At 72.2% G+C, this 3,888-nt stretch carries 4 protein-coding genes and 1 pseudogene; 3 read left to right on the forward strand and 2 right to left on the reverse strand.

Annotated features, from left to right (window positions below):
• Positions 1-540: hemerythrin domain-containing protein (locus tag AC1DVT_RS18450; RefSeq protein ID WP_477390648.1), on the reverse strand; the 540-nt coding region annotated here is incomplete at its 3' end.
• A gap of 151 nt (positions 541-691) precedes the next feature.
• Between AC1DVT_RS18450 and AC1DVT_RS18455 the strand changes: the two genes are divergently transcribed.
• Both AC1DVT_RS18455 and AC1DVT_RS18460 read left to right on the forward strand, forming a co-directional pair.
• The gene (locus tag AC1DVT_RS18455; protein ID WP_477390650.1) at positions 692-1,483 is read left to right on the forward strand and encodes an ABC transporter ATP-binding protein; all 792 of its coding nucleotides are present in this window, start codon (positions 692-694) and stop codon (positions 1,481-1,483) included.
• The gene (locus tag AC1DVT_RS18460) at positions 1,480-2,952 is read left to right on the forward strand and encodes an FtsX-like permease family protein (protein ID WP_477390651.1); all 1,473 of its coding nucleotides are present in this window, start codon (positions 1,480-1,482) and stop codon (positions 2,950-2,952) included. Before AC1DVT_RS18455 ends, AC1DVT_RS18460 begins: the two co-directional genes overlap by 4 nt.
• 44 nt (positions 2,953-2,996) lie before the next feature.
• On the opposite strand, the gene AC1DVT_RS18465 is transcribed toward AC1DVT_RS18460, so the two are convergent.
• Complete coding sequence (locus AC1DVT_RS18465) at positions 2,997-3,551, reverse strand: hypothetical protein (RefSeq protein WP_477390653.1); 555 nt, start codon at positions 3,549-3,551, stop codon at positions 2,997-2,999.
• Positions 3,552-3,605: 54 nt separating this feature from the next.
• On the opposite strand from AC1DVT_RS18465, the pseudogene AC1DVT_RS18470 reads away from it, so the two are divergent.
• A pseudogene (locus AC1DVT_RS18470) lies at positions 3,606-3,888 on the forward strand (2-phosphosulfolactate phosphatase); the annotation flags it as partial.

The raw sequence follows: 3,888 nt of genomic DNA on the forward strand, positions 1-3,888 counted from the left end.
GGTCTGCCCCTTCGGGATCGAGTTCCGCCCGTGCTTGGCGAACCACTCCGCCTCGGGCTCGGTGATCGTGTACTCCATGACGGGCACGATGTTGGTCTCCTCGTCCGGCAGGTGCACGGCGATGGCCGCGTTCACGCCGCCGAGCGCCGTGAGCACGGGCTCGGCATCCGTCGCCGTCGCCGAAGCCCGCCATGCCGGCAGCGCGCGATCGAGCGCGGTGAGGTGCACCAGGAGTTCGGCGTGCTGCGCCTTCATGCGCTCGACATGGACCGTGCACGACGGCGCGCGCTCTTCGAGCGGTCCCCACAGGCGCTGGTCCTCGCCCTCGTGATGCGCGTGCAGGCCGGTCGATATGGTCTCGAGCTGAGTCGCCACCGCCGCCGCATGGGCGGTGTCGCCCTCGCGGACGCCGCCGACGAGGTCTGGTCCCTCGCCGAAACTCCGACGGAACATCCGGTGGATCTCGATCATCCCGCTCGCGTCGCACGTCTTGGCCTTCGCCGGGACATCGCCGCTCGGCGGCAGCGGAGTTGCGGGCATGCTGGATCCTCCAGATCCTGGCCCCCCCCAGGGGCCTGTCGCGACCATAGTCCCGCGCATGCCGTCGCCGGAAGAGGATCATCCCTGCGATGTAGCCGGATGCCTCTCCCGGCCGACGCGCGCAGGACCGGCCGGTTCGTACCGTCGGAGCATGGAACTCACAACGACCGACCTGGGCCTCGCCGCGCGGGTGCAGCAGCTCACCAAGACCTACGGCGCGGGCGGCAGTGCCGTGACCGCCCTCGACGCGCTCACCGTCGGCATCCGCCGAGGCGAGTTCACCGCGATCATGGGGCCGTCCGGATCGGGCAAGTCGACGCTCATGCACATCATGGCGGGATTGGATGCCCCGACCCAGGGTCGCGCCTGGATCGGCGACACCGAGATCACGGGGCTCAGCGACCTCGAGCTGACGATCCTCCGGCGCCGCCKGGTGGGGTTCGTCTTCCAGGCGTTCAACCTCGTGCCGACCCTCGACGCGATCGCCAACATCACCCTCCCGTTCGACCTCGACGGCCGCCGCCCATCGGCGCTGGAGCGCGCGCGGATCGACGGCCTCGTCGAGACCCTCGGCCTCGCCGACCGGCTCCGGCATCGCCCGCACCAGCTGTCCGGCGGGCAGCAGCAGCGCGTCGCGATCGCCCGCGCGCTCGCCACGGCACCCGACCTCGTGTTCGCCGACGAGCCCACCGGCAACCTCGATTCGCGCAGCGGCCGAGAGGTGCTCGGGCTGCTGGCGGCGGCGAGCCGCGACCATGGCCAGTCGATCGCGATGGTCACGCACGACCCGGTCGCGGCGAGCCACGCCGACCGCGTCATCTTCCTCGGCGACGGGCGGATCGTGGCCGACAAATCGCGCCAGACCGCGGAGGAGATCTCGGCGTACATGCTCGCCTCCGAGCTCGGCGTCGATCCGACCGTCGTGGACGAGGTGCGGGCATGACCGCCGCAGCCCTCGACGCCCCGCGGATCCGAGCCGGCGCGGCCGAGGCATCCGTCCGCTTCTCGTGGCTGCGTGAACGCGGGATGGGCGCGAGCGTGCTCGTCGCGGCGATCTCCACGGCGTTCGGCGTCGTGCTGCTTTCGGCGACGGCGTACATCGGCGCGATGCTGCGCGCCCACCCGTTCATCGGCGGCAGCGGCACGCTCGCGTTCGTCCTGAGCTTCATGACCTTCCTGCTCGTCGGCGTCGCGGTCTACGTCGCGTCGATCGTGACCGCGAACACCTTCGCGACCGTCGTCGCCGGCCGCACCCGCCGCATCGCGCTGCTGCGGCTGATCGGCGCCTCGGCGCGGTCGCAGCGCACCGAGATCGCGCGCCAGGGTCTCGTCGTCGGTGTCATCGGTGCGGTCCTCGGCCTCGCCGGGGGCCTCGCGATCGCGGCGGCCGGGTCGTGGCTGGCGGGACGGATGCTGGGGCTCGGCGACATCCCGTACGCCCTCGTGCGTGCGGAGCTGCTGCTGCCCGCGCTCGTCGTCGCACTCACGACGTGGGCGGCCGCCTGGGCCGGATCGCGCCGGGTGCTGACGGTGACGCCGCTGCAGGCGCTCGGCGGGTCGGTGGAGGCCTCCCACGACGCCGTCGTGCACCGCACCGGGCGGAACGTCGCGGCGCTGGTGCTCTTCATCATCGGCGGGGCGCTGCTTGCCCTCGGGATCCTCGCCGGGCTCGTCACCCCGCTGGGCGTCGCGGTCGCGTTCGTCGGCGGCATCCTCTCGTTCACCGGATTGGCGCTCGGCGCCACGCTCGTGATGCCCCCTGCGCTGCGTCTCGTCGGACGCCTCTTCGGTGGTTCGACGACCGCGCGCCTGGCCGCCGAGAACGCGCTGCGGTATCCCGAGCGGTCGAGTCGGATGGCGATCGGCGTCGTGATGGGCGTGACGCTCGTGACGATGTTCGCCGTCGCGATCGAGTCGACGAAGGCCGTCATCACCGCCGCCAACGGGGGTGCGCTGCCCGAGCAGATGGGAACGCTTCTCGACTCGTTCGCGGCCATCATGATGGGCCTCGTCGCCGTATCTGCGGTGATCGCCGGAGTCGGCCTGGTCAACCTGCTGACTCTCGGGGTGGTGCAGCGTCGCCGCGAGCTCGGCCTGCTGCGGGCGCTGGGCGTCTCGAACGGGCAGGTGCGCAGGATGGTGCTGCTCGAAGCCGCGCACATCACGATCACGGCGACCGTGACCGGGCTGCTCCTCGGGGTGCTCTACGGCTGGGCGGGCGCGCAGTCGCTGCTCGGCTCGGTGCCGACGAACCCCGACGCGCCGGTCGTGGCGACCTTCGTCTGGCCCGCGGTGCCGTTCTGGCCGATCCTCGTGATCGTCGTCGCGACCGCGGTGCTCACCCTCGTCGCTGCGGTCGTGCCGACCCGGCTCGCCACCCGCGTAGCCCCGGTCGAGGCGCTCGCCGAGTAGATCCGGCGGCCGGCTCGGGACCGGTCGCCGACGGGATGCCGCGGTCAGGCTTCGGCCGCGGCATCCTTCTTCACGAGTTCGGGATCCGCTTCCGTGAGTTCCGGGTCGTGGGCCCAGCCCGGCGCGAGCGCGCGCACCCGCGTGGCGCGCCACTGCCACATCGACCACAGCACGGGCCACAGGATCGGTGCCATCGCGCCGCCGATCACCAGGCGATCGCGCCACAGCGTGCGGCTCGGGTCGCCCGGCACGGGGGAGACCGCGATCTGGTGGTCCCAGACGTCGAGCTCGGCGAGCGGTCCCGACAGCGGGATGCCGCTGTCCCGGAAGATCCGGACCTGCCCCGCAGCGGGGCCCGGATCGGTGACCGTCCGGTCGCTCACGTGGATGAGCTGCCGGCCCATCGGGATGAGACCGCCGAGCAGCAGCTGCACCGCGACCTCACCGCCCGGCTCCCAGCTGGTCGGCAGACCCGTGGGGTCGAGCGGGTCGAGGTCGATGAGCGGGCCGTACAGCTCGGCGACAGCCCGAGGGGAGTGCAGCGCCCGCCACGCGGCATCCGCATCGCAGTCGATGATCAGCTTCTGCAGCACACGCATGACCTCAGTGTCGCACTCGAGGTGGCTCAGCCGGTCGCCGCTTACGCTGGACGGATGCCTGCCACGCCCGACGCCTTCGATCAGTCGACCTACCAGGTGCGTCTGGAGTGGGGCACCGAGGGGCTCGCCCGGCTCGCACCCGCCGACGTGGTCGTCGTGGTCGACGTGCTGCGGTTCTCGACGACGGTGATCCGCGCGCTCGAGGACGGCGTCGAATCCCGTCTCATCGAGGGCCGCTCCTCGTCGATCAACGGCGCGGTCGTGGCCGAGGCCGCGGCAGGCACCGGTGTCGTGCTGCTCGGCGCCCTGCGCAACGCCTCCGCGGTCGCGGCGGCGG

This window comes from Microbacterium sp. P2_F9 (genome assembly GCF_056403635.1).

Excerpts from the sequence above, each read along its gene's own strand:
- AC1DVT_RS18460 (WP_477390651.1), top strand. The coding sequence starts at position 1,480 with ATGACCGCCGCAGCCCTCGACGCCCCGCGGATCCGAGCCGGCGCGGCC.
- AC1DVT_RS18465 (WP_477390653.1), bottom strand. The coding sequence starts at position 3,551 with ATGCGTGTGCTGCAGAAGCTGATCATCGACTGCGATGCGGATGCCGCG.